Origin of the sequence: Nocardiopsis ansamitocini, from assembly GCF_030268225.1 — a bacterium.
GTDB classification, from domain to species: domain Bacteria; phylum Actinomycetota; class Actinomycetes; order Streptosporangiales; family Streptosporangiaceae; genus Nocardiopsis_D; species Nocardiopsis_D ansamitocini.
Window position 1 is genome coordinate 1 of sequence record NZ_BSQG01000005.1, and the last position, 23,734, is coordinate 23,734.

The 23,734-nt window shown below is 69.7% G+C and carries 18 protein-coding genes and 1 CRISPR repeat array; of the genes, 3 read left to right on the forward strand and 15 right to left on the reverse strand.

Going from position 1 to position 23,734, the window contains the following annotated elements:
• Positions 1-37 precede the first annotated feature (37 nt).
• Positions 38-798: a CRISPR direct-repeat array (repeat unit 29 nt; unit sequence CGGTCCATCCCCGCGTGCGCGGGGCTCAC).
• A gap of 176 nt (positions 799-974) precedes the next feature.
• Positions 975-3,881 (forward strand): CRISPR-associated helicase Cas3', encoded by a 2,907-nt coding sequence (gene cas3 / locus QSJ59_RS14975; protein ID WP_285760173.1) that lies wholly within the window; start codon positions 975-977, stop codon positions 3,879-3,881.
• Positions 3,882-4,119: 238 nt separating this feature from the next.
• On the opposite strand, the gene QSJ59_RS14980 is transcribed toward cas3, so the two are convergent.
• The 5 genes from QSJ59_RS14980 to QSJ59_RS15000 form a co-directional block, all read right to left on the reverse strand.
• The gene (locus tag QSJ59_RS14980) at positions 4,120-4,659 is read right to left on the reverse strand and encodes a hypothetical protein (RefSeq protein ID WP_285760174.1); all 540 of its coding nucleotides are present in this window, start codon (positions 4,657-4,659) and stop codon (positions 4,120-4,122) included.
• Positions 4,656-5,237: a hypothetical protein gene (locus tag QSJ59_RS14985; protein WP_285760175.1), complete on the reverse strand. Its 582-nt coding sequence runs from the start codon at positions 5,235-5,237 to the stop codon at positions 4,656-4,658. The genes QSJ59_RS14980 and QSJ59_RS14985 overlap by 4 nt, the downstream gene beginning before the upstream one ends.
• 57 nt (positions 5,238-5,294) lie before the next feature.
• Entirely contained in the window at positions 5,295-6,314 is a 1,020-nt protein-coding gene (locus tag QSJ59_RS14990; RefSeq protein WP_285760176.1) for an enediyne biosynthesis protein UnbU, read from the reverse strand.
• Positions 6,311-8,212: an FG-GAP repeat domain-containing protein gene (locus QSJ59_RS14995; RefSeq protein WP_285760177.1), complete on the reverse strand. Its 1,902-nt coding sequence runs from the start codon at positions 8,210-8,212 to the stop codon at positions 6,311-6,313. Before QSJ59_RS14995 ends, QSJ59_RS14990 begins: the two co-directional genes overlap by 4 nt.
• Positions 8,213-8,552: 340 nt before the next feature.
• Positions 8,553-9,734 (reverse strand): acyl-CoA dehydrogenase family protein, encoded by a 1,182-nt coding sequence (locus QSJ59_RS15000; RefSeq protein WP_285760178.1) that lies wholly within the window; start codon positions 9,732-9,734, stop codon positions 8,553-8,555.
• A gap of 326 nt (positions 9,735-10,060) precedes the next feature.
• Between QSJ59_RS15000 and QSJ59_RS15005 the strand changes: the two genes are divergently transcribed.
• Complete coding sequence (locus QSJ59_RS15005) at positions 10,061-11,299, forward strand: cytochrome P450 family protein (RefSeq protein ID WP_285760179.1); 1,239 nt, start codon at positions 10,061-10,063, stop codon at positions 11,297-11,299.
• Positions 11,300-11,363: 64 nt separating this feature from the next.
• On the forward strand, positions 11,364-12,380 hold the full coding sequence (locus QSJ59_RS15010) for an alcohol dehydrogenase catalytic domain-containing protein (RefSeq protein WP_285760180.1): 1,017 nt from the start codon (positions 11,364-11,366) through the stop codon (positions 12,378-12,380).
• 61 nt (positions 12,381-12,441) lie between these two features.
• On the opposite strand, the gene QSJ59_RS15015 is transcribed toward QSJ59_RS15010, so the two are convergent.
• From QSJ59_RS15015 to QSJ59_RS15060, 10 genes are all read right to left on the reverse strand, one after another.
• A complete protein-coding gene (locus tag QSJ59_RS15015) occupies positions 12,442-13,113 on the reverse strand; it encodes a DUF899 domain-containing protein (RefSeq protein ID WP_285760181.1) in 672 nt (223 codons plus the stop codon).
• 26 nt (positions 13,114-13,139) lie between these two features.
• Positions 13,140-14,759, reverse strand: coding sequence for an MFS transporter (locus QSJ59_RS15020; protein ID WP_285760182.1), 1,620 nt, complete (start codon positions 14,757-14,759; stop codon positions 13,140-13,142).
• Positions 14,760-14,898: 139 nt separating this feature from the next.
• Positions 14,899-15,888, reverse strand: a complete 990-nt coding sequence (locus QSJ59_RS15025; protein ID WP_285760183.1) for an NAD-dependent epimerase/dehydratase family protein — start codon at positions 15,886-15,888, stop codon at positions 14,899-14,901.
• Complete coding sequence (locus QSJ59_RS15030) at positions 15,885-16,802, reverse strand: putative sugar O-methyltransferase (RefSeq protein WP_285760184.1); 918 nt, start codon at positions 16,800-16,802, stop codon at positions 15,885-15,887. Before QSJ59_RS15030 ends, QSJ59_RS15025 begins: the two co-directional genes overlap by 4 nt.
• A 20-nt stretch (positions 16,803-16,822) precedes the next feature.
• The gene (locus tag QSJ59_RS15035) at positions 16,823-17,434 is read right to left on the reverse strand and encodes a dTDP-4-dehydrorhamnose 3,5-epimerase family protein (RefSeq protein ID WP_285760185.1); all 612 of its coding nucleotides are present in this window, start codon (positions 17,432-17,434) and stop codon (positions 16,823-16,825) included.
• Between the two features lie 92 nt (positions 17,435-17,526).
• Positions 17,527-18,774: a class I SAM-dependent methyltransferase gene (locus QSJ59_RS15040; protein WP_285760186.1), complete on the reverse strand. Its 1,248-nt coding sequence runs from the start codon at positions 18,772-18,774 to the stop codon at positions 17,527-17,529.
• Positions 18,775-18,823: 49 nt separating this feature from the next.
• Positions 18,824-19,936 (reverse strand): DegT/DnrJ/EryC1/StrS family aminotransferase, encoded by a 1,113-nt coding sequence (locus QSJ59_RS15045; RefSeq protein ID WP_285760187.1) that lies wholly within the window; start codon positions 19,934-19,936, stop codon positions 18,824-18,826.
• 78 nt (positions 19,937-20,014) lie between these two features.
• Positions 20,015-21,346: an acyl-CoA dehydrogenase family protein gene (locus QSJ59_RS15050; protein WP_285760188.1), complete on the reverse strand. Its 1,332-nt coding sequence runs from the start codon at positions 21,344-21,346 to the stop codon at positions 20,015-20,017.
• 237 nt (positions 21,347-21,583) lie between these two features.
• Positions 21,584-21,946, reverse strand: coding sequence for a YciI family protein (locus tag QSJ59_RS15055; protein WP_285760189.1), 363 nt, complete (start codon positions 21,944-21,946; stop codon positions 21,584-21,586).
• 131 nt (positions 21,947-22,077) lie between these two features.
• The gene (locus tag QSJ59_RS15060; protein WP_285760190.1) at positions 22,078-23,688 is read right to left on the reverse strand and encodes an FAD-binding oxidoreductase; all 1,611 of its coding nucleotides are present in this window, start codon (positions 23,686-23,688) and stop codon (positions 22,078-22,080) included.
• Between the last annotated feature and the right edge of the window lie 46 nt (positions 23,689-23,734).

The following is a 23,734-nucleotide window of genomic DNA, read 5'->3' on the forward strand; positions in this document are numbered from 1 at the left end:
CTCACGCCATCGCCACCCACACGGGGCTGAGCGGCGGCGGTCCATCCCCGCGTGCGCGGGGCTCACGTCGACCGGTCGGTGTGCTGGCTCGGTTGTTCCGGTCCATCCCCGCGTGCGCGGGGCTCACGCCATCGCCACCCACACGGGGCTGAGCGGCGGCGGTCCATCCCCGCGTGCGCGGGGCTCACGTCGACCGGTCGGTGTGCTGGCTCGGTTGTTCCGGTCCATCCCCGCGTGCGCGGGGCTCACAAGGTCAACCCGACACCCGCGACCGCCCAATACGGTCCATCCCCGCGTGCGCGGGGCTCACGCGCCGGTCATCTTGGCCCACAGGTAGGCGTCGGGTCCATCCCCGCGTGCGCGGGGCTCACGTGATGGCACCGTCGCGCACCATCTCCCCCGCCGGTCCATCCCCGCGTGCGCGGGGCTCACCCCGACGGTCCTGTCGCGCCCACGGCCGGCGACGGTCCATCCCCGCGTGCGCGGGGCTCACCTCCTGACCGGGTCGCCCGCCTACGAGGACGCCGGTCCATCCCCGCGTGCGCGGGGCTCACATGAGCTGGGCATAGGCCCACCCGGTCATCTCCGGTCCATCCCCGCGTGCGCGGGGCTCACACCAACCCCACCACCCGGCACGCAGCCCAAACCGGTCCATCCCCGCGTGCGCGGGGCTCACTCGTCGAAGGCCACGAGAAGGCGGCCAGCCTCCGGTCCATCCCCGCGTGCGCGGGGCTCACCCGGCGGCCACCCGCCGCACCCTGATCGTGGCCGGTCCATCCCCGCGTGCGCGGGGCTCACAGTTAATGACCTGGCACTTTGCGGCGCGTTATCGTAATGAGATCTGTGGTTTCGGAACCCGGCCGGTCGCGGCAGATGACCGGATCGGGCCACCGTAGGGAAAGTGCCTACGGCCTGTCCCCGGAAAGCCTAGCGTCGACGCACGGTCGGTGTACGGGGGATTCGGGGGCCATCGGATGGCGGCGGACGACTGTTTCGGCGGGGAACCCGGGCAGGCAGTGGACCTGGCTCTCTGGGGCAAGGAACGCGGCCTCGACGGCGCCCGTTATCCGCTGCTGCACCACTGCCTGGACACCGCCGCTGCCGCCCTGGTGCTGTGGCGGGAGTACCTCTCCCCCGGCATGCGCGCGAACCTCGCCGCAGCGCTGACCGACCCGGCGGCCCCCGACAAGGACCGCGCGGGACGGACCATCGCCTTCTGGGCCGGGCTGCACGACCTCGGCAAACTGACCCATTCCTTCCAGAGCCAGGCCAAGGGCGTCGACCTGTCGGGGTACCCTCCCGAGCCGGACGGCGGCGAGGCCCGTCCCCACGCCACCGTGAGCGGGCACTGGCTGGCGGTGGCTCTAAAAACCCTCGGCTACGGCACGGGGCACCGCGATCCCGCCCCGCTCGTGGCCCAACTGTTGAGCGGCCACCACGGCCGGTTCGCCGAACACCCCACGATCCACGCCACCGACCCGCTCGCCTCTCTCGGGTTCGCCCCCGGCCCGTGGGAGGAACAGCGACAGGCCCTGCTGGAGACCGTCTTCGCGGCACTCGACCGCCCCGGACAGCCCGACGCGCTGCCCGCCCCGGAAGCCACCGTCATCTGCGGCCTGGTGATCCTCGCCGACTGGCTGGTGAGCCAGCGCGGTTTCGTCCTGGCGCGCCTCGCCGACACGGCCGGTGCCGACGGCCCGCCCTCGCCGGCCGCGCACTTCGCGGCGTCGCTACAGCGGGTGCCGCGGCTCCTGGACGAGGCGGGGCTGCGTCCCATCACCGTCGCGCCCGCGACGTTCGCGGAATCCTTCCCGTTCATCACCACCCCCAACGGCCTCCAACGGTCACTCGCCGAGCACCTGCCCGCCCTGTGCGGGCAGGGCGGCCTGGTGCTGGTGACCGCCCCCATGGGCGAGGGCAAGACCGAGGCGGCCCTGCACGCGGCCGACCTGCTGGGCGCGGCCACCGGCCGCCCGGGCCGCTACCTCGCGCTGCCCACGATGGCCACCGCCGACCAGATGTACGGCCGGTTGAAGGAGTACGCGAACGCGCGGGCCGAACCGGCACCACCGGGTCGACCCTCCACCCTCGCGCTGCTGCACGCCATGGCCTGGCTGAACCCCGAATACGTTCCCGACCACGAACTCCAGGTGTCCACGGTCCTCTCCTCGTCCGGGCCGGGAAGCGCCGACCGGTTCGCGGCCACCGACTGGCTGTTGGGCCCCAAACGCGGCCTCCTCGCGTCGTGGTCGGTGGGCACCGTCGACCAGGCCCTGATGGCGGCCCTGCGCGCCAAACACACCATGCTGCGCCTGTTCGGCCTGGCGCAGAAGGTGGTGATCGTCGACGAGGCGCACGCCGTCGACCCCTACATGCAGGTGCTGCTGGAGCGGTTGCTGCACTGGCTGGGCCGGTTGGGGGTCCCCGTGGTGCTGCTGTCGGCGACGCTGCACCACCGCACGGCCAACTCCCTGGTCAAGGCGTACCTGTCGGGGTGCCCCGGCAAGAAGTGGCGCAGGAGCGACCCTGCGCCGGTGACGGCGCTGTCCTATCCCGGGTGGCTGCACGCCGCACCGTCGCGCGTGGTCACCACCAGCGGGGAACTGGAGCCGGGGCCCATTCCCGCCACCGAACGCGAACCGCTGACCGTGGAGCTCGCGGGCGTCCCCGTGCGCAACGGGCGCGCGGACCGCATCGGCGTCCTGAAGGCGCGGTTGGCGGGTCTGGTGGAGCAGGGCGGCTGTGCTGCCGTCGTGTGCACGACGGTGGCCGACTCCCAGGCCACCGTCGACGCGCTCGCCGAATGGTTCGCCGGACTGGGCGCGCGGGCACCCGAGCTGCGGCTGCTGCACGCGCGCTTCCCCAACCAGCAGCGCACCGCCATCACCGAGGAGATCACCGGCCGGTTCGGCAAGAACGGTCCGGCCAAGGGCCTGCGTCCGGGGCTGCCCGGCCAGCCGCGCGGCTACGTCCTGGTCGCCACCCAGGTCGTCGAGCAGTCACTGGACCTCGATCTGGACCTGCTCATCACCGACATCGCCCCGATCTCCCTGCTGTTGCAGCGGGCCGGGCGGTGCTGGCGCCACCAGCACCTGGGGACCGTCACCCGCCCTGCGTGGGCGGACCGGCCGCGGATGGTGGTGCTGGTGCCCGAGAAAGCCTCGGCCGCCGGGCGGGAGGACGCCGAAGACGGCGCCTTCCCCATGGGGTGGCGCGCGGTCTACCCGGTGTCGCTGCTGAAACGCACCCGCGCGATGCTGCGGCGCCGCGGCACCGATCCCGTGCGCATCCCCGAGGACGTGCAGGCGCTGGTGGACGACGTCTACGACGACGAGACGCTGGCCGCGGACGTGGAGGCCGACGTGGCGGCCGACGACGTCGCGCGGCTGGGCGCGGAGATGGCGCTGCGCACCCTGGCCAAGAACGTCGTGGTGCCCGAGCCGAGGGACATGGGCCGCGACCTCATCGGTATGACGAAGTTCGAGATCGACCTCAGCGAGCACCTGCTGGCCACGCGCTTCGGCGCGGGTTCGGTCCGGGTGCTGTGCTGTTACGTGGACACGCGGGGCGGACGCTGGCTCGATCGCGGGTGCGGCGCGCAGCCGCTGCCGGAGGTCGGGGAGGAGAAGGACGGCTCGTTCTCCAGGAAGCAACTGCGCGCGGTGATGGCGCAGACCATTCCGGTGCGCGCGGACTCCTGGTACGGGCAGGCCCTGCCCGAGGGCAACCGTCCCCCGGACGCGTGGGCGGAGTCCTTCCACCTGCGCGACCTGGTGCTGTTGCCACACCGGGTGAACCCCGACGGCAGCGTCGAGCCCGCCGAGTTGGGCGGCCGGTCGTGGCTGCTGGACCCGCTCAAGGGTCTGGTCGTCGAGAAGTGAACGGCTCCGGCCCGGCCGGGGCGAGGAGTCTCGACGCCGGAGAGTCGGTCCCCGGCTGCTCTCCTGGCGATGCCCCGGGCGCCTTGCACGGAATCGGAACGGTCCGAGAAGGTCGGGCGGCAGTGCGCACTCCGGGCAGCCGTGGTGCGGATCGTGTCTGCTCGATCCGCACCACGGCTGCCCGCGGGTCAGGCGTCGCGGTCGTGGGGGGCGACGTGGAGTGCTCCGGGCACGAGGATCACCGTCCTTCCTCGGCTGTGGGTCCCTCCTTCCCGGGGCCGTAGTGGTGGACGGTGTCGTTCTCGGGGGGTCGGCCGCCACCCCGGAGCAGCCGGGCCCGCACCAGGTTGGTCGTGGACGCGGTCGCCAGGGCGAGCCCCGCGAGGAGCAGCCCGGCGGTGAACATCCACTCGCGGGAGCCCTCCGGGCCGTAGACGCGGTTGGGTGCGCCGATGTCCACGGCCCGGGTGTCCTGGTCGATCACGCAGGTGGCGCGGTCGGCGCCGTAGAGGTAGACGTCGTCGCGCGGGGCGGCGCCGTCGTCCGCGGTGTAGGTGCCGTAGCAGGTGCAGGACTCGTGTCCGGGGTGCTGGATGCAGGCGAGGCTGGCGGCGGTGAAGGTGCCGGGCGCCCCGTCGGCGGTGGCGGCACGGATTCCGCGGTCGAGGTTGGAGACGGCCAGGTACACCAGGAGCAGCGCGAGCGTCAACAGGGCGAGGTTGAAGGCCGGGGAAGGGCCTCTCCGTCGGCTGCCGGCGCCCGCGCGCTGCCCGGTCATCGTGTCAGCGCCTCGGAGCGGTCGCCGCACCCGCAGGTGGCCGACTCCCGTTCGGCCTTGTTGGGACGGGTGTGCAAGTACATGGCCACGACCATCGGGGCGAACACGATCGCGTTGTAGAAGAGGTGGAGTTCCACCCGCGGGATGACCATCTGGAGGATGCTCATGGGGGCGTCGCCGCCGCCGAGGTTGCGGCCGACCAGCGCCTGCAAAAGCAGGAGCAGGTGCTCGAAGTGGTGCCACACCTGGATTCCGGTGGAGATCTTCCACCAGGTCCGCGAACGGCCGGTGAACCCGGGAAGCAGCATGAACAACCCGATGAGCATGATGAGCGCGTAGCCGTAGTGCATCCACTCGGAGGTGACCAGCCACGGGAAGGGGATGCCGAGGACACCGCGGGCCTCGGGGATCGGCCAGTCGAGGACGTAGACCTGGATCGCCTGGACGATGTGTTCGGCCCAGTGGGCCACCACGATCACCATGAACAGTTGCAGGGCAACGCGGTGGCCGCTGGAGTTGATCCGGTTCAGGCCGCGGCGGTAGCGGCCCGGGGTGGAGGAGGGAGTACGTGTCGCCATGGGGCTGGACTCCTCGGTTCGTCGGTCCGTCGGTTGCGGAGGTGGGGGCCGGGCGGGTTATGAGGTGGAGGGCGCGGGCGCCGCGGGTGCCGCCGGGGCGTCCGCTCCCCCGCCTCGGGAGGCGAACCACGGGGTGACCAGCAGGACCAGGCCGCGCAGCATGCAGGTGATGACCAGCGCGAAGAACAGGCCGAACACCACGTGGAACGACACGAGCAGTCCGTAGACGGCGGCTGTGGTGAAGCCGAAGACCATTTGGTTGCGGTGCTTGGAGGGGGTCGTGCCGGGGTCGGTGATCATGTAGTTGGTGAACAGGATGAAGGCCACCCCGCTCATCGGCAGCAGCGCGGCGACGAGGGCGTGGTCCAGGATCAGCCAGCGCAGGACGGCCTGGGCGGCGAACCCGGTGACCCAGGCCATGATGAGCGGCCAGCGGCCGGTGAGCCGGGCGTTGAGCATGGTGCCGGCCATGAGGATGCCCAGCGGGATGAGCCAGTCGATGGTGCCGGTGGAGTTGTTGGTGAAGTGGTAGGGCGGGGAGATGCCCACCCACGGGAACATCGCCAGCGTGACGGCGATGCCGAGGTTGGAGGGGTTGAGGAAGTGCCGTTTCTTGCCGCGCACCGTGAGCCGGAAGAGGTACTTGCTGCTGACCGCGATGGTGACCGCGAACAGGTAGGGCCACAGCGACTCGTTGCCCCACAGCAGCAGCGCGCAGGCCAGGCCCGCGATGTGCGTGGGCAGCAGGTGGTCGATGAGGCGCTGTCGGCCGCCCGCGTAACCGGGGGTGCGGCCGGCGGCCTTGGCGTCCAGGGTCTCCAGGATCAGGTCGAGGGCGTAGCCCACGAGCACGGCCACGATGGGAGTGATCGGGGACTGCTCGAAGCCGAGGAAGAGGTGGCCGATCACCGTGAAGACGGTGATGGAGGTCGCGAACATGCGCAGCGCCATGATGCGCTTGTCCTTGGGCGGCGCGGCGGCCGCGGGCGGCTCCTGGCCGGGAGGGGCGGGCCGGGCGGCAGGATCATCCGGACGTTCGGTGGCGTGCTGGATCCCGCCTGGTTGAGTCGTCGTCATCGCAGGACCGCCGTTCCGTCATCGTTGAGTTCGACCGTGCTCGGACCGGGGCTCAGTTCGAGTTCGGCCGAGCGGATACCGCCCTCGGTCAGCCACTCGACGGTGACCGGGAGGTCGCCCGTGGCGGGTGCGGCTAGGTAGAGGATGTCGTCGGAGACCCCCACGTGGCCGTTGGCGGGGTAGAGCTGGCGGGTCTGGACGGGTACGTCGTCCCCGGCGGAGACGACCCGCGCCCCGAGGGCGGGACGGTGGGCGTCGCCGACCGCGGCCGGGCGCAGCAGGCGCAGACAGATGCCGGGGGCCGCGTCGGGGGCCTCGTTGATGAGAACCCGGGAGTCCTGCCACTGGTTGGCCAGGACCGCGTCGAGCAGTCCGTCGCCGTTGACGTCGCCGAAGGCGTAGGCGCGGCTGACGTCGGGCTCGGCCAGTCCCAGAGGGGCGGCGAGGTCGGCGTAGCGTCCCTCGGGACCGCGCACCCAGAAGGGGTTGGTCTCGCTGCCGGAGACGTCGTCGCCGGTCTGGAAGTTGGTCCAGGCCCACGGGTACTTCAGGAGCTCGTCGTTGCCCATGGCGATCTCCTGAAGCTCTGGCCAGCGGTCGGTGTCCCCCGACAAAAAGCCGGTGGCCTGGAAGAGCTCGTCGACGCCGTCGTTGTTGAAGTCCCCGGCCTTGACGTCCCAGGACCAGCCGCTGCGGGACAGCCCCAACGACTCGCTCTCGTCGTGGTAGGGGATGGTGTCGTCGAGGAGCTCGGAGCCGTCCCCGGTGGGCACGAACGCGAAGTTGCTTTCGTGCAGGGCGTAGGGGGAGGTGATGTTGCTGACCACGATGGTGGGCAGTTCGGCGCCGTCGGTGTAGGTGAAGGCCACCCCCATCCCCTTGAACGACCCGTTGCCCACCACCTTGGACTTGGGCACGGTGATGTCGCGTTCGCCCTTGAGGAGCTTCAGGCGCAGCTGGCCGGGGCTCGAATGGTTGACCAGGAAGCTGTCGTTGCCGAAGTCGTTGCCGAGGTAGATCTCGGGCAGCGCGTCGTCGGTGAGGTCCTGGAACCCGATGGCCAGCGTCCAGGCGGTGGACGCCTTCTCCGGCAGTGCGTCGCTGGCGTCCACCAGTACCGGGACTTCGTCGGCCTCGCCGGTGGGCTCGGTCAGATAGACCTTGTTGGTGCCGGCGTTGCGGGCCAGGCCCATGCTCTGCTGCATCTCCATGCGGGTGTCGTCGTCGGCCTCGGGGTCGAGGACGCGGGCGCCGTCGGGGAAGTAGTTGCCGATCAGGATGTCGAGGTGGCCGTCTCCGTCGAGGTCGCCGACGTTGGCGGCCGTGGAGTTCCACACCTGCACGGGCTCGACCAGCTCGTGGGGGGTGAAGTTCGCGGCGTCGGGGGTCGCGCCGGGACCCTCGGTGTTCATGAACAGCACCGGTGAGCGGCCCCAGTAGTAGACGAGGAGGTCGGTGTCGCCGTCCTCGTCGTAGTCGGCGGGCACACACCCCATGGGCGCCATGGTGTGGTCGTAGGGCAGCCCTTCGGGCAGGAGTTCGACCACCGGGTAGTCGGGGGCGCCGCTGCCGGGGACCGAGCGCAGGGTGACACTGTCGTCGCGCGGGTCGATGAGGCAAGCGTCGGTGGGGCGGCCCATGTCGCGCAGGTCGGTCAGGGCGACTCCGGCGCCCACTGCCGAGATCCAGCCGCGGAAGTGCTCCAGGGCCGGGGCGACCTCGCGCTCCGAGCGAGCCCCGGGCGGCTCGGAGTTGAGGTCGAGGACGTCGAAACCGTAAGGGGCGGCGCGCGTCGTCTGCTCGGCCTCACTGAGTGACGGCCGGATGGTCATCAGCCCCATCGTGGTTATGACGGCGAGCGCCACGATGACCGTGGCACCTCGGAACAATAGCCGCATCATTATTCCTAGAACGTAGTCGCGTGTAGTGGTCGACGATCGCCCCGCAGAACCCGTCTCCCCGAAAATGGCGAGGATCGCTTTTTGGGCAGCCCACGGGAGGCACTCTTGACGAAGAGGGGGAATCTTTTCGGCTTGCGTCGGCGATGACCCCGGCCTGATCTCGATCGATCGACTGGATCAGCCAGGAGGCCGATGAAGGAAGAACGACACCAATGGCAGGGAGCCGCACAATTGCACCGCGATAAAAATTGCAGGACGAACAGGTCCGACAAACCCGCTGAAAGGGTGTCCGGCCGCCCGATGGCTTCTCCCGGTCAGCGGGCGGCCGGTCCCTGCCTCAGATGTAGAGGGTGTTGGGCTCCAGGCCGCAGAGCACACGGCCGTAGAGCTCCATGTTGGTGTTGGGGTGCATGATGGCGTGCAGGTTCAGGGTCTGCACGTCACGCTCGATGCGCTGGATGGGAACCGAGCTGTAGATCGAGGAGCCCCCGCTGGCGGTGTTGAGGATGTCGACGGCCTCCTTCGCGCGCTGGCAGGCCGCGCCCAGGTCGAGCCGGATCCGGGCCCGCTCCTCGATCGTCCACTCCTCCCCCGCCCCGGTTTTGGCGTCCACGAGCGACGCCGCCCGGCGCGCGTGGAACTCCGCCTCGTCGATCTTGACGGTGGCTTCGGCGACCTGCAGGTGCGTGATGGGCGCCTCGCTCTGCTTCTCGTAGGAGGTGTAGGTGATCTTGCGCTCCGGGAGCCGTTCGAAGAAGGCGTCCTTCGCCGCTTTGGCCAGCCCCAGCACGGTGGCGCCGACCGTCGTGCACGCGATCGGCAGGAACGGCGAGGAGAAGACCTGGGATTCGGCGTTGGCCGGGGAGAGGCTCTGCCCCTGGAGCACCGGTCCCATCGACAGGACGCGCTGTTCGGGGACGAAGACGTCCTTGGCGATCGTGGTCACGCTTCCCGAACCCCGCAGACCGGAGGTGTACCAGTCGTCGACGATCTCCAGGTCGCTGACGGGAAGCGCGACCATGACGGGTTCGTATCCGCCGTCGGGGGTGGCACGGACGGCGGCGTTGGTGTTCCAGTGGCTCTGTTGGGCGCCGGTGTTGAAGGACCACTTGCCGTTGAGTACGACGCCCCCGTCGGTGGGGACCGCGACGGCGCTGGGACTGAGGATCCCGCAGATGCGCACGTCCGGGGTCGAGAAGACCTCGTCCTGCACCTCGTCGGGGAACATGGCGATCGCCCAGGTACTGATTGCCCAGACCCCGGCTGTCCACGAGGTCGAGCCGTCTCCTCTCGCGAGTTCCGCGAGGACTTCGACGACCGTGCCGGCATCGGACTCGTACCCCCCGTAACGCTTGGGCACGCGCATCTTCAGCAGTCCCTGCTCGGTGAGCGCGTTGATGACCTCCTCGGAAAGGCGCCTGTTGTCCTCCGACCAATTCGCGTGCTTGCTCAGCAACGGCACCAGTTCTGTGGCGCGGCGGAGGAGTTCGCCCCGCGACGGCGCTTCGGTGCTCTCCATGTAATCCTCCTGGGAAACGAGCCTCGGGAAGCTCCCCGGCCCCATCACATGACCCTGACACGGCTTCCCGAGGCAACTCATCTTCCTAATTGCGAAATCGCATCCGGCGGACTTAAACGGGGCGCTGACGGAAGAAAAGAATGAGGCAATCGCGAAGAAGGGAACCCCGTCGTTCGGGGGGTACGATCGGCGAAAACAGCGCCTTCTTTCCACGTCCCTCCTGTCGAATCCGTTCTTCGAGGACTTTTCGACCCTCCGGGGAAATCCGGGTGTTTCGCAGGAGCAAACCGGAGGCCGGTACCGGCCGCCACCATTCGGAGGTTGTTTTGACGACGCGCTGCCCGATCGCCATCGATCGCACCGGAAGGGACATCCACGCCGAGGGGGCGCGAATCCGCGCCCAGGGGCCGGTGGCCGCCGTGGAACTTCCCGGCGGGGTACGGGCCTGGTCGGTGACCGGCCACCGGGCCGTCCGCCAGGCTCTGGGCGACAGACGGTTGTCCAAAGACCCGCGCAAGCACTGGACGGCTTTCACCAACGGCGAGATCGGCGAGGAGTTCCCGCTGATCGGCTGGGTCCTGATGGACAATCTGACGACCGCCTACGGGGAGGACCACACGCGGTTGCGCGGACTGACCTCCAAGGCCTTCACCCCGCGCCGCGTCGAGACCATCAGGTCCGATGTGGAGAAGGCGACGGCCGAACTGCTGGACGGGTTGGCGGAGATCGCGCCGGGCCAGGTCGTGGACATCAAATCGGCGTTCGCCCGTCCCCTTCCCGCCCAGGTCATCTGCGACCTGTTCGGGGTGCCGGCCGAGTCGCGGGCCACCGTGCTGCGCGGTGGCGAGGCGAACATCGACACCACCCTCACCCCGGAGGAGGCCGCCGCCAACGTCGAGCAGTGGCATCAGGAGATGCACGAGTTCGTCGAGGCCAAGCGACTGTCCCCCGGTGACGACCTGACCAGCGACCTCATCGAGGCCCAGGAGGGCGGTTCCCGCCTGAACGACTCCGAGATGGTCGGAACGCTGCACCTGTTGCTGGCGACGGGCACCGAACCGGTCATGAACCTGGTGGCCAACGCCGTCCTCGCCCTGCTGACCCGCCCCGACCAGCGCGCAATGGTCAAGGACGGACGCCTCACCTGGCGCGAGGTGATCGAGGAGACGCTGCGCGTCGAGGCACCGGTGGCCCACCTGCCGTTCCGCTTCGCCGTGGAGGACGTCGAGATCGAGGGGGTGACGATCCCCAAGGGCGAACCCGTCCTCATCGGCTTCGCCGCCGCGGGCCGCGACCCCGAACTGCACGGCGACACCGCCGACAGTTTCGACGCGACCCGCACCGACAAGCGACACCTCTCCTTCGGGCACGGGCCCCATCACTGCATCGGTATGTCTTTGGCCTGGTTGGAGGCCGAGACCGCGCTCTCGGCCCTGTTCGAACGCTTCCCCGAGATAACGCTGGCCGTCCCCGCCGAAGAGATCGAACCGCAGGGAACGTTCATCATGAACGGGGTCGACTCCCTGCCGGTGCGGCTCACCCCGGCGGGCGCGGTCGGGTCCTGAGGCGCCGCCGCCCCGTGCGGGACACGGCCCCGCACCTCACCCAACGCGCGAAAGGTGGACAGTCATGAAGGCAGCAGTCGTCCCCGGTGTCAACGCCCCCTGGGGCATCAGCGAGGTGCCCACCCCCTCCCCGGGCCCTGGGGAGGTGCTGATCAGGGTGCGCGCCTGCGGGGTGTGCGCCAACGACGTCTGGTTGACCCGCGGTGTCTTCGACTTTCCCAGTGCCACACCGTCGATCACCGGGCACGAACCGGTGGGGGAGGTCGTCGCACTGGGCGCGGGGGTCGACTCCCGTTCGATCGGTGACCGCGTCGGCACGACGTGGGTGCAGGGCACCTGCGAACGGTGCGACTACTGTCTGCGTCGTCTTCCGGTTGGCGGGCAGGCCGCGATGAACTGCGCCGCACCGGTGCTGACCGGGATCACCGTCCCCGGCGGACACGCCGAATACATGACGGTCCCGGCCGAGGCGACCGTCCGCATCCCCGACGGGGTCCCCTACGAACTCGCGGCCCCCATGATGTGCGCGGGGTACACCGCGTGGAGTGCGCTTCGGGTGGGGGCGCCCACGCCGAGCGACCGGGTCGCCGTCCTGGGGATCGGTGGCCTCGGACACCTGGCCGTGCAGTTCTCCGACGCGTGCGGCTTCGAGACCATCGCCGTCACCGGCTCACCGGACAAGCACGACCTGGCGCGCCAGCTCGGCGCCTCCATGGTGGTGGGCAACGGCGAGGAGCTCCGTGCGGCCGGTGGCGCGGACGTCATCCTCGCGACCGGCAAGTCGCACCGGGCCGCGGCCGACGCCATGCGGGGGTTGCGGGTGAACGGCCGCATGGTGCTCGCCGGTCTCGACCCTTCGGAGGCGTTCACCATCCCCCCGGATGTGCCGTTCTTCGCCCAGGGGCAACGCGTGCTCGGTGCCACGCACGAGGGCCTCGACCATCTCGTCGAAGCCCTCGACTTCGTGGAGTCCGGCAAGGTCACCCCCGTGGTGGAGGTCTTCGCCATGGACCAGGTGGCCGACGCCGTGGAGAGGGTCGCAAAGGGCGAGGTGCGTTTTCGCGCCGTGGTCACCTACTGAAACCGGCCCCCGCGAACCGTCGCGCCCACCGCTACCGGGTAGCGGTGGGCGCGACGCTTTATCAGGTCTGTCGGCCCAGCGGAGTGAGGTCGAGGTAGTTGAGGGTGAACAACAGGTTGTCCAGTCCCCGTGAATACGTCGAATAGGTGTGGAAGACGGTGTCGTCCTCCCGGAGGAAGACGCTGACGCCCGGGAGTTCGTCGCCCCAGACGTCCCACGCGCCGACCGCCTTCTCGTGCTCGGCCCTGGTCCGGAAGTTGATGAGCAGGGGCGCGACGGATTCGTCGAGCGTCACGTGGAAGTCGTAGTTGAAATCGCTTCCGAGGGAGGAGTAGTACGGCAGCTCCCACCCCATGCGGCGCCGGTAGGAGTCGACGCGGTCGTAGGGGCCCCGGGAGACCAGGGCCAGGGTGGTGTCGCGCTCCCACAGGTGGGAGGCATCACCCAGGTCGTTGACGTGGAAGGTGCAGCTGGGGCAGGCACCGTCCCGGTCCGGGATCCACATCAGGTGGTGGACGATCAACTGTCGCCGCCCCTCGAAGAGGTCGAGGAGTCCCGCCGCCCCGTTCGGCCCCTCGAAGACGTAGTCCTTGTCGATCCTGACCATCGGCAGTTCTCGGCGGCGGGCGCTCAGGGCGTCCCTGGCCTCGGTGAGTTCCTTCTCGGCTGCGAGCAGCTCCTTTCGGCTGCTGAGCCACTCCTCCCGCGAAACGACCTTCGGACGTGCGGTCATCGTGCTGTCCCCTCTCCCTTGGTTGGTCACGGCTGCGGCGTCGTGGAGTCGACGTCCTGTTCGAGCCGGTGCGTGTCGTCATGGCGGTCCTCCCCGGCCGGCTGCGGCGCGGGGGCGCCCGGCGGGGTGACCTTGCGCAGCGCCACGAGTGCGAGAACGGCGAGCACGACGGCCAGGACCCCGCTCACGGCAGCGGAGGTGTTGAGGCCGCTCGTGAAGGCTTCCCGCGCGGCGTCGGACAACTGGCCGCCGAGCGGCCCGGACAGCTCGCCGGCCGTGGCCACGGCACCGGCGATGCTCTCGCGTGCGGCGTCGGCGTCACCGGCGGAGACCCCCGCCGGCACCCCCTCCACCATTTGGCTCCGGTAGACGGCCGCGCCGACGCTGCCGAACACCGCCACCCCCAGGGCGATCCCGAAGTCCCCGCTGGTCTGGGACAGGGACGCCGCCGCTCCCGCCTTCGCGGGCGGAGCCGCACCGACGACCAGGTCGGTGATCAGCGCACCGACCAGCCCGATGCCGAAGAAGACGAGGGAGGCGCCGGTGATCAGCAGGGGGAGGCCGCCGGTGCTGGGCACCAGGGCGAGCAGCACGTAGCCGACCGTGGCCAACGCCATTCCGCCCGCGATGACGAAAGCCCTGGGGATCCGCTGCGCGAACGCCGGTGCCAGCAGCGAGCCGGCGACCATGGCGAGGGACGACGGGACCAGCCACATCCCCGCCCACAACGGGGACAGTCCCTCCACCATCTGCAGGTACTGCGTCACCAGGAGCATGTTGCCGCCCTGCGTCGCCACGCTGATCATCAGGATCACGAGGGCGGCGCTGAACGCGAGGCTGGCGAAAAGGCGCAGGTCGATCAGCGGACTGGTCAGCCTGCGCTGCCGCCGCACGAACAGCACACCGACGAGCAGACCCACGAGGGCCGCGGCAAGGGACACCGGTGACGGTCCGCTCTGAGCGGTCTCCTTCATCGCATAGATCAACAGCAGGACGGTGCCCAGTGAGAGCACGACACTGATCAGGTCCAGGGACCCGGCGTCCTTGTCGCGGTACTCGGGCAGCAGGATCGGGGCGGCCACCAGGAGCAGCGCCATGACGGGCACACCGAGCAGGAAGACCGATCCCCACCAGAAGGCTTCGAGGAGTGCCCCTCCGATGACCGGGCCGATCGCGGCGCCCCCCATGAAACAGCTCATCCACACGGAGATGGCCACGGTCCGCTGCTTGGAGTCGCGGAACATGTTGCTGATCAGGGCGAGCGTCGAGGGCATCAGGGTGGCTCCGGCCACCCCCATCAGCGCCCTGGACACGATCAGCATCTCGGCGTTGACCGAATAGGCGGCCAGGACCGAGACCGCGCCGAACGCGGCCCCGCCGATCAGCACCAGCCTGCGCCGTCCGATCCGGTCTCCCAGGGTGCCCATCGTGACCAGGAAGCCGGCCATCATGAAGCCGTAGATATCGCTGATCCACAACTGTTGGAGGCTGCTGGCACCGATGTCCGCGCTCAAGTGCGGCAACGCCAGGTAGATCACGCTGAGGTCCAGGGCGAGCAGCAGCGTGGGCAGGGCCAGCACCGCCAACCCGATCCACTCTTTGCGGCCGGCCCTGGGGGGCGGTTCGGTCGCGGCGTGCTTGTCCATGCGGTTCCTTGTCTCGTCGTATGGCGGCCCCGTAACGGGCCCCCTACAGATACGTCGGAACCGGAACGGGGGTCTCTACATCCCGGCGAACACCGCCGGCGTTTTCTTCGCGCCGGGTGTCGGGGCACGTCCCGAGGGGTCACACCCGGGGGGCGGTCCTCACGAGGGAGGCGACGGTGCGTTCAAGACCGTCGCGCAGGGAGACACGGGGGGACCACCCCGTCAGGGAACGAAACCGCGAAGGGTCCGCTGCCGCGCTGCGGTTGTCCCCAGGGACGACGTGGGCCGGCGGGGGGACGTCGGTCACGGGCACCGGTGGCGACCCCGTGCACTCCCCCACGATCTTTGCAACGGTCTCGAAGGCGCCGCGAAGCGGGACCCCGCGCCCCGTACCGAGCAGCCAGTGCCCGCCGGCCAGCGCGTCCGCGTGCTCGACGGCTGCGGCGAAGGCGTCCGCGACGTCGTCCACGAAAAGGAAGTCGCGCCGCACCTCGCTGCCGTGCCACAGGGTGAGCGGCTCTCCCGTCAGTGCGCGTCGGGCCATGGTGGCCAGCACGCCCTTGTCCCCCGGAGGGATCGGGGCCGGCCCGAAGACGGTGGGCAGGCGCAGGGAGACGCCCCGGACGCGACCGTCTGCCGTAGCCGCTTTGAGGAGGCGTTCCGCCTGCTGTTTCTGACGGTCGTACCTGGTCTCCGGGTGGTCCGGCTCGGTTCCGTCGATGCGCTCCTTGGCCACCGGGCCGACCTGGGAGGTGGAGCCGGCGAAGACCACGACCGGTCGCGCACCGTCGGCACCGCGCCAGAAGTCGAGGGTCTCCCGCAGGACGCCGACGTTGATCCGCTCGCTCTCGGCGTCGGTGTCGAGGGCACGCCAGCCGCCGTCGTGGGCGACGAGGTGGATCACCACGTCCGACCCGTGGAGGACGTCGGCGAGGGCACCGGGTGCGGAAAGGTCCGCGGTGCGTGTCTCGATCTCGGCCGGTCCGGTGGGGACCGGTGCGACGGGCCGACGCGCGACGACCCGCAACCGGACGCGGCGTCGGGCCAGTACCGCGGTGATCGCGGAGCCGACCATGCCTGAGGCACCGAGCACGGTGATCAGCGGCAGGGTGTCCCCGGGGGCGCTCATCGGCCGGGAAGGGTCTCGTTGCGGTAGAGCGCCTGCCAGTAGTAGCTCCATGGAACGGCACGGTCGTCGGCGAGGCAGCGCCACCCCGTACCCGGCCGGTAGGCGGCGGTGAACGCGACCGACCGCGCCGCCACGGCCTGGCTGTCGTAGATGTCGATCACGTCGCGGAGCAGTCCCGTGCTCAGGGCGAGCTTGACCACGTCCTCACCCTGGGCATGCCCGTCCAGGCTCTTGTCCAGGTATTTGCCGACGGGGTTGTTGACGTAGAGGTGGTCGCAGTGGGCGTCGACGAGCGCGAGGTAGTTGCGCACCGTGGAGGCGTCCATCTCGGCGAACGAGTCGATGTTGAGGCACAGGTCGAACCGGGTATGGCTCAGGGCCTCCTCAACGGTGTCCACCGGCACGAAGACGATCTTCTCGTACTGCCCGTCGTCGAGCACGCTGCGCAGGTACGCTCTGGCCAGCGCCAAGGAATTGTCCAGGTCGACGATGGTGTAGTCGGCTATGTCGTGGTTGGACATGATGGTGTGGCAGGTCCGGCCGTAGCCGGCCCCGATTTCGAGGACGCGCAGCCCGTCCATCCGCACGCGGCCGGCGATGAAGTCGAGTTCGAGGACCGCCTGGAGGTAGTCCATGCAGACCGTCTGGCCGTTGCACCTCACCGTGATGGGGTCGCCGACTTCGCGGTTGCGGACCCTGTCCAGGCGTTCCCGGTTCTCCGGGCTCAACCGCATGGCCAGGTCGTAGATCAGGCTCTTGAGGTAGCGGACCCCGTTGACGCTCGGGTCCCACAGCGCCAGCTTGAAGTTGACGGCGCTGGACTTGAACCGCGCGAGGTCGGTCACGGCGCTGTCGGTCACGCGGGTCTCGTTGTTGAACTCCCAGAGGAGGCTGCGTCCGTACTTGTCGTTCACTGTGTCCCGTCCTTGCACCGTCAGCCCGCCCGTGGGGAGAGCCGCTGCTGTTCTGTACGGCATTTCGCGTACTGCGGAAGCAACCCGGCCGACAGGGCCTCGGCGAGGGTGGGCGCGACCGAGTCCCGTTGGGACAGAACCGGGTCGATGCCGTCGGGGATCGGAAGTCCGAGACCGGGGTCCACGGGCGCAAGCGCCAGTTCGTGCTGCGGCCGGTACTCGCCGGAAAGGATGTAGGCCATCAGGGTGTCGTCCTCCAGCGCGGCGAAGGCGTGCCCGACCCCCACCGGCAGGAAGACCGCACGGTGGTCGCGCCGGTCGAGGACCACCGAATCCCAGAGGCCGAACGTGGGGGACCCGACCCGCAGATCCACCACCATGTCGAGTGCCCTGCCCTGGGGGCAGTGCACGTACTTCGCCGATCCCGGCGGGGTCGCGGTGTAGTGCACTCCGCGTACGACCCCCCGCCGGGAGACGCTGTAACTCGTCTGGGCGACGGGAAACAGGGGGTGTCCCAGTGCGGAGGCGAAGACCGATTCCTGGAACGGTGAGACGAAAAGGCCGCGGTCGTCGGGAAACTCATCGGGGGTGAACTCGAAAGCGCCCTCGACCCGCAGTTCTCGTACGCGCATACTCTTTCCCCGTCCTCACTCCATGCTCTCTTCGGCCGTGGACGACGCCGCACCGGTGCCGGAGACGGGGTGCGGTGCCGTGGGGTTGCTGCTCACACCACGTGCACGTGCGGGACGTAGAGGATCCAGCGGCCCCCCGCACCGCGGAAACCCTGCTCCTTGCGCATGATCTCCTCCGCGTGGTTCCACGCGAACAACAGCGCGTAGTCGGGGTAGGAGTCGCGAAACGCCTCGACCGGCCGTACCGGGATGTGGGTCCCCGGCGTCACCCGGCCCTGTTTGGCCGGAGTCGTGTCGCAGACGTAGGAGACCAGTTCGGGGCCGATGCCGCAGAAGTTGGCGACGGTGGCGCTCTTGGCCGTGGCACCGTAGGCGACCACCGAACGCCCCTGGTCGCGCAGATCGTGGAGCACGGTGCGGAGGTCGGCGCGCACCCGCTCGACCCGGTCGGCGAAGTCCCGCAGGACGATCGGGTCGGCGAGGCCGCGTACGCGCTCCTCGTCGATCAGTCTGGCGACGGCCGCGTCGGGCTCCCGCTTTCCCGCCCGGGCGATGGTGTAGCGGAGTTCCCCTCCGTGGACGGGGAGGCGTTCGACGTCGACCAGCTCGAATCCGAAGGCCGCGGCCATGGCCTGGACGGAGCGGGCCGTGAAGAAGAAGAAATGCTCGTCGTAGATCTGGTCGAAGGAGGTCTTCTCGACGATGTCGCCCAGGTAGGGGTCTTCGAAGACGAACACCCCGTGCTCGCCGAGCAGGGCGTCGATTCCCCTGAAGATCGATTCGATGTAGGGGATGTGGCAGATGGTGTTGGCGGCGTAGACGACGTCGGCCGGCCCCTCCGTGGAACGGACCTGCACCGCTGTGCGCTCCTCGAAGAACTCGGTGCTCACCCGGAGCCCCTTGTCCCGGGCGGCCTGGGCGACCTTGCCCGACGGTTCGAATCCCAGGTGGCGGACACCCGCGTCGTGGATCGTCCGCAGCATGACGCCGTCGTTGCAGCCGATCTCGACGACGAAGGGGTCGGTCCGGGTGGCCGTGTGTTCGAGAAGACGCCGTGCCGTGTCCTCGAAGTGGGAGCGCATCACCGAGGAGCCGGACGAGTAGTACGGGTAGTCCTCGTGGAACATCTTCTCCCGGTCGACCGGCTCGATCAGCTGCACCATGGTGCACGATCCGCACACCCCGACCGCCAACCGGTAGAAGTACTCGTCCTCGGTTGCCCCGGGGGCCAAAAAACAGTCGGAGAGAGGCTGACGCCCCAGGTCGAGGAAGCTGGTGACCTGCCCGCCACACACGTGGCAGAGGACGTGCTCGACTCCGGGACCGGACTGTTCAGCCATGCTCGTTTCCCCTTGCTCTCGGGTTGGATCGAAAAAGGCGGCCTGTGGGTCACAGGCCGGCGAGCACCTCTCTCAGGGCGCTGATCACCGCGTCCTGCCGGTCCCGCGACAGCCCGGGGTACATGGGGAGCGAGAAGATCTCACCGGCGAGGCGCTCCGTCACCGGAAGCGATCCCTTCGCGTAACCGAGGTGGTCGAAACCGCTCATGGTGTGGACCGGCCAGGGGTAGCTGATATTGAGCGCGATGTCGTGCTCTCTGAGCCGTTCGATGACGGTGTCCCGCTGGGGGTGGCGCACCACGTAGACGTAGTGGACGTGGTCGTTGCCGTCGGCCGTGGCGGGCAGCACCAGGCCCTCCTGGTCGCCGAGGCCCTCGGCGTAGCGGCGGGCGACCGCGCGGCGCCCCGCGATGTAGTCGTCCAACCTGCCGAGCTTGCGGCGCAGGATCTCCGCCTGTAGTTCGTCCAGCCTGCTGTTGTGCCCGGGGGTGCGGACCACGTAGTACTGGTCCTCCATGCCGTAGTAGCGGAGCCGGCGCAGCGCGGCGTCGGTGGCGTCGTCGTCGGTGACGACTGCCCCGCCGTCGCCGTAGGCGCCCAGCACCTTGGTGGGGTAGAAGGAGAAAGCGGCCGCGTCCCCCATGCTTCCGGCCATACGGCCGTGATGGCGGGCGCCATGGGCCTGGGCGCAGTCCTCCAGGATCGCGAGGCCGTGCTCGGCCGCGAGGGAGCGCAACGGCTGCATCTCGACGCACTGCCCGTACAGGTGCACCGGTACGAGGGCCTTCGTGCGCGGCGTGATCGCGTCGGCGACCTGGGCGGTGTCCATGAGGTAGTCGTCTTCGCGCACATCGACGAACACGGGGGTGGCCCCGGTGGCGTCGATCGCGACGACGGTGGGCGCTGCCGTGTTGGAGACCGTGACGACCTCGTCCCCCTCGCCGACCCCCAACGCCTGCAGGCCGAGTTTGATGGCGTTGGTCCCGTTGTCGACGCCTACGCAGTGAGTGGCTCCGTGGTAGGCCGCGAAGTCCTCCTCGAAGGAGCGCACACTCTTGCCGAGCACCAGTTGCCCGGACTCGAAGACCGTTTCGACCGCGTCGAGCAGGTCCGCGCGTTCCCGCTTGTACTCGGCCAGGTAGTCCCACACACGTATAACCATGTTCACCTTCCCACCGCATGAATGACGGGGCGAAACGGCACCGGGAGGCTCTTCGCGCTGCTCCGCTGCCTGCTTCTTTCAGGGTTGCAGCCGGCCCGACGGGGCCGCGTCTCGTGGATTGCTGCGTCGCGCCGTTGCGGGCACGGACCGCTCACCCACCGGACGGGAGGCCCGTGCGCTGACGTAGTCGTTGTCGTGGTCCAGCCCCAGGGCCTGGCCGCTGAGGTAGTCGACGCCGTCGACATAGGTGTAGGGCTGCATGAACCAGCCGGCGCGTACGTCGCGGTAGAGCCGCGCGAGGGGGTGGCCCCCCGAATAGGCGGCCCCGCCGACCACGGTGAGGCAGTCGTTGACGATGGCCAGCGCCATGTGGTTGACCGTCATCTTGGCGCACTGGAACGGGGTCATCATGCGCCTGCCGCGTTCGGCGGGGTCGTCGACGATCCCCTCTGCGACCGCGTCGGCCTCGGCGAGGGCGGAGGCGGCGGTGACGCGCAGTGCGTACAGGCGGGCTTCGATCTCCGCGACGAGGGTGCGCACGGCCGCCGGCGGATGTGCTCTCCTGCCGCGGCACTCGGCCACCGCGATGTCGCGCGCGGCCTGGGCGACTCCGACGTAGATCCCCAGCATCGTGATGGAACTGACGGTCTGCCCGGCCAGGACCGCGTCGTCGCGTGCGCCGACCGCGGTACGGACCACGACCCGCTCGTCTGGCACCGGACAGCGGTCGAAGGCGACGTCCACCGTGCCGGAGGCCCGCATCCCCAGTCCGTCCCAGGTGTCGATGACGGAGAACCCGGGGGTGTCGCGGGTGAGGACGGGGGCGGCGAGTGCCGTCGGCTCACCCTCCACCTGCCGCTGGGCGTGGATGACGAAGTGGGTGCCGATCGGGGCGAGGGTCACCAGCGTCTTGCGGCCGGACAGCAGCCATCCGCCTGATCCGTCGGGAACCAGCCTGGTGACGGCGGACGGATGGTCCTTGACCGCTCCGCACACGACCGCCTCTCCGGTGGCCATCGAACGCAGGAGGCGTTCGGCGGCCATTCGCGCGGGAGCCGTCCCGTGCCGCCATTCGTAGGCCAGGGTGAGGCCGCGGCTGAACTGGACGTGGAGGGCGAGTGCGGTCGAGGCGTCGGCGTGCGCGACCGCCAGGAGCGCGAGGGCGACGTCGCCGAGCAGGCCGACCCCCAGACCTCCGAGTTGCGCGGGCACGGTCGCGCCCATCACTCCGTTGCGCCTGAACGTGTCGAAGGTGTCGAAGGGAAAAGAACCGTGGTGGTCGTTGTGCTGTGCGCTGTCCCGGATCTGCGGGAGGACGCCGTCGATCAGGGCGAGCAGTGCTTTGCCTTCCGGCGTGACCGGTGCGCCCGTCCCTGCGGGGGCCGTCGGCCGTGCGGTGGGTGTCGGCATCGTGTACTCCGCCTTCCTCTCGCGGCAATCCCGCGCCTTACGAGGGGGCCGGGCCAAAAGGCCGACCCCCTCGGCGACCGCGCTTCGTCGGCTCATCACCGAGAGTCGCACGGCCGTCCCGGCGGCCGCGTCTCCCCGATTGCGATGCCGTGGAAAGCGGAGGGCTCACGGCCATCGCAGCAGGTGGCGGGCGGACACAGGAGCAACGGCGGTCGGGCCGAGCAGTGGGGAGGCGCGTCACATCTCCAGGCCGGAACCGTCCATGAGCGGACGGACCTCCACTCTGGCGAGCCGGGCGTCGGGGATGCGGGCGGCCACTTCGACGGCGCGCTCCAGGCTGTCGCAGGCGACGAGGTCGTAGCCGGCCAGGTGCTCCTTGGACTCACCGAACGGACCGTCGGTGGTGATGGGGGCACCGTCTCGGACCTGGACCGTCTTGGTGTTCGAGGGGTCCGCGAGGACCGATCCCCCCAGCCATTCACCGGACTCGGTGAGTTCTCTGATCAGTTCGGCGTGCTCGGGACCGAGGCGGTCCCGCTCCTCCGGTGACAGCGCCTCCCAGGTCGCGGGGTTGCTGTAGATGAGCAACATGTACTTCATGGCGTCCCCTAGCGGTCGTGGGGCCTCCGGGCGAAGCCCCATGTCAGGAGTCGAACCGGACGCCACGCGTTCGACGTGCCCGGTCCCGGTCCACCGGGCGAGGCGGTGGACCGCGATCGCCGCAGGGACGGCTACGGAAGCCGGATGGACATGGCGTGCCGGAAGACGTTCCCGGGATCGTAGCGCTTCTTGATCTTCTGCAACCGGGGATAGTTGTCGTTGTAGTAGATCTGCGGCCAGGAGACCCCCGAGGTGTTCCAGTCGGGGTCGGCGACATCGATGTCGGGGTAGTTGATGTAGCAGCCGGCGTTGACCTCGCCGGGAACAGGGACCCCGCCCGTCTCCGCGTAGACGTCGCGATAGAAGTCGCGGAGCCAGGCGATGTGGGTGTCGTCCTCGTCGGCGTCCTGCCAGTTCCCCGTGCTGTAAACGGCCTTGAGGATCGAATCGCGCTGGGCCACCGCGCTGGCCGTGGCGGATACGGCGTTCACCTGCCCGCCGTATCCCGCAAGACTGAGGTGGGCGGCCGGATTGGTGTAGTCCCCGTCGCTGAGGTGCCGCCAGATCGCGGCGATCTGCGCGGAGGTGTAGCCCTTGCGCAGCTCGGCGGCCTTGTGCTTGTAGCGTCCCCCCGGCTCCTCCGGCCAGTTCTGCGGACTCAACCAGGCGATGACCTGGCGGCTGTCCACAACGGGGGTGACGCCGACCCTGGCGGTGACCGCCTCGACGTGCTCGGCGAGCAGCGCCTCGGCGTCGGGGAGGGCGTCGTCGATGACCGCGATCATTCCCATGGTGCCGGCGGAGCGGTGGCTGGCGAGCAGGATGCTCCACAGCGGGGTGAAGGGCGAGTCAGGGGCGCTGTTGTCCTCGGCCCAGGTGCAGAAGTCGCGGAACAGGGCGGTGAAGGACGTCTCGTCCATGTCGTCCCACGGCCACATGATCGTGTGCCTGCGCATACGCGCGGGGGCTTTCGGCAGCAGCCGGGCGGGGGCCGAGGAGTTCACTCCCGGCGTGCGCAGCCAGAACCGCGTCACCACACCGAAGTTGCCGCCGCCTCCGCCGACGTGCGCCCACCACAGATCCCTGTGCGGGTCGTTCTCCTCCCGGGTCGCGATGACGGCGCCGGCACGGCCCGTCTCGTCGACGACCACGACCTCGACCGCGTACAGATGGTCGGCGACCAGGCCGTAGCGTCGCGACAGGTGCCCGTATCCCCCGCCCAGCACGTGCCCGCCCGCGCCGACCTCGAAGCACGCCCCTCCCGGAACGGTGACCCCCCATCCCGTGAACAGCGTCCGGTACACGTGCCCCAGGGTCGCGCCCGCGCCCACGGCGAAGGCCCCGACCTTCTTGTCGTAGAAGACATCGGCCATCGGGGAGACGTCCACGACGACCTGGACATCGGACGAGGTGGTGAAGTCCTCGAAGCAGTGCCCCCCGCTGCGCACGACGATCCGCTTCCCGCCCGCCACCGCGGTGGTGACCGCGTCCACCACCTGCTGGGTCGTGCCGACCATGTGGACGGATTCGGGACGGCCCGCGAAACGGTAGTTGTGGCCGCCCAGCAGGCTCTCGTAACGGGGGTCGTCGGGGGTGATCGCGACCGGGCCGAACACCGGGCCGCAGGCCGCGCCCGAGCGGACGGGCTGGGCGGCGACGGCCGGAGCGAACGCGGTCGCTCCCAGCGCCGCCCCTCCCACGAGCGCTCCGGTGAGAAACCCTCGGCGTTGCACATCGGTCACTTGCCTGCCTCCTGGGCTGTGGGGGGATCGGTGCCGAACGGCACGG

Excerpts from the sequence above, each read along its gene's own strand:
- QSJ59_RS15010 (WP_285760180.1), top strand. The coding sequence starts at position 11,364 with ATGAAGGCAGCAGTCGTCCCCGGTGTCAACGCCCCCTGGGGCATCAGC.
- QSJ59_RS15035 (WP_285760185.1), bottom strand. The coding sequence starts at position 17,434 with ATGCGCGTACGAGAACTGCGGGTCGAGGGCGCTTTCGAGTTCACCCCC.
- QSJ59_RS15055 (WP_285760189.1), bottom strand. The coding sequence starts at position 21,946 with ATGAAGTACATGTTGCTCATCTACAGCAACCCCGCGACCTGGGAGGCG.
- QSJ59_RS14980 (WP_285760174.1), bottom strand. The coding sequence starts at position 4,659 with ATGACCGGGCAGCGCGCGGGCGCCGGCAGCCGACGGAGAGGCCCTTCC.
- QSJ59_RS15015 (WP_285760181.1), bottom strand. The coding sequence starts at position 13,113 with ATGACCGCACGTCCGAAGGTCGTTTCGCGGGAGGAGTGGCTCAGCAGC.
- QSJ59_RS15020 (WP_285760182.1), bottom strand. The coding sequence starts at position 14,759 with ATGGACAAGCACGCCGCGACCGAACCGCCCCCCAGGGCCGGCCGCAAA.
- QSJ59_RS15040 (WP_285760186.1), bottom strand. The coding sequence starts at position 18,774 with ATGGCTGAACAGTCCGGTCCCGGAGTCGAGCACGTCCTCTGCCACGTG.
- QSJ59_RS15000 (WP_285760178.1), bottom strand. The coding sequence starts at position 9,734 with ATGGAGAGCACCGAAGCGCCGTCGCGGGGCGAACTCCTCCGCCGCGCC.
- QSJ59_RS15025 (WP_285760183.1), bottom strand. The coding sequence starts at position 15,888 with ATGAGCGCCCCCGGGGACACCCTGCCGCTGATCACCGTGCTCGGTGCC.
- cas3 (WP_285760173.1), top strand. The coding sequence starts at position 975 with ATGGCGGCGGACGACTGTTTCGGCGGGGAACCCGGGCAGGCAGTGGAC.
- QSJ59_RS14990 (WP_285760176.1), bottom strand. The coding sequence starts at position 6,314 with ATGACGACGACTCAACCAGGCGGGATCCAGCACGCCACCGAACGTCCG.
- QSJ59_RS15050 (WP_285760188.1), bottom strand. The coding sequence starts at position 21,346 with ATGCCGACACCCACCGCACGGCCGACGGCCCCCGCAGGGACGGGCGCA.
- QSJ59_RS14985 (WP_285760175.1), bottom strand. The coding sequence starts at position 5,237 with ATGGCGACACGTACTCCCTCCTCCACCCCGGGCCGCTACCGCCGCGGC.
- QSJ59_RS14995 (WP_285760177.1), bottom strand. The coding sequence starts at position 8,212 with ATGCGGCTATTGTTCCGAGGTGCCACGGTCATCGTGGCGCTCGCCGTC.
- QSJ59_RS15045 (WP_285760187.1), bottom strand. The coding sequence starts at position 19,936 with ATGGTTATACGTGTGTGGGACTACCTGGCCGAGTACAAGCGGGAACGC.